The 668-nt window shown below is 59.1% G+C and carries 1 protein-coding gene; it reads left to right on the top strand.

The genetic code is table 11. From position 1 onward, the window contains the following. Positions 1 to 477: aminotransferase class IV (locus NZU74_20505; GenBank protein ID MCS6883710.1), on the top strand; the 477-nt coding region annotated here is incomplete at its 5' end. Positions 478 to 668: the final 191 nt, after the last annotated feature.

Genomic DNA, 668 nt, shown 5'->3' with positions numbered 1-668 from the left:
TTCGCGCCGAATACAATGCCAGCGTTGGCCAAGGCCGGCGGTAACTACATGAACTCGCAGTTGATCAAGATGGAAGCGTTGGCCAACGGTTACGCTGAAGGTATTGCGCTTGACCCTAACGGCCACGTGAGCGAGGGCAGCGGCGAAAATCTGTTTTTGGTGCGCAATGGGGTCGTGTATACACCGCCATTGACATCGTCGATCCTTAGCGGCATCACCCGCGATACGGTGATGACCTTGCTGCGCGACATGGGGATTGAGGTGCGCGAGCAGGTTTTGCCACGCGAAATGCTGTACATTGCCGATGAACTCTTCTTTACCGGCACTGCCGCCGAGGTGACGCCGATTCGTTCGGTGGATCGTATCCCAGTGGGTGCGGGTCGTCGCGGCCCGATCACCGCCGCTGTGCAAGAGGCGTTCTTTGGCATTGTGCAGGGCGAGCGTCCCGATCGTTACGGCTGGTTGGAATACGCTTAGGAGAGGCAGCCCACCGGGCTGTCATTCGCCCCCTGCTTCCCTTTCTATCTCTCCTTCGTGAGAGAACGAAGTGTGCCCTCCCTCCCCCGGAGGGGGAGGGTTGGGGTGGGGGCGTGATAACTGTAGATAGGGGCTGCCCGGCGGGCCGCCCCTGAAATATTACGCAATGCGTTGCAATTTCTGGGCAACAT

The organism is Chloroflexaceae bacterium (assembly GCA_025057155.1).
Taxonomy (GTDB): Bacteria; Chloroflexota; Chloroflexia; order Chloroflexales; family Chloroflexaceae; genus JACAEO01.
This window is presented reverse-complemented; position numbering and strand designations above follow the sequence as displayed.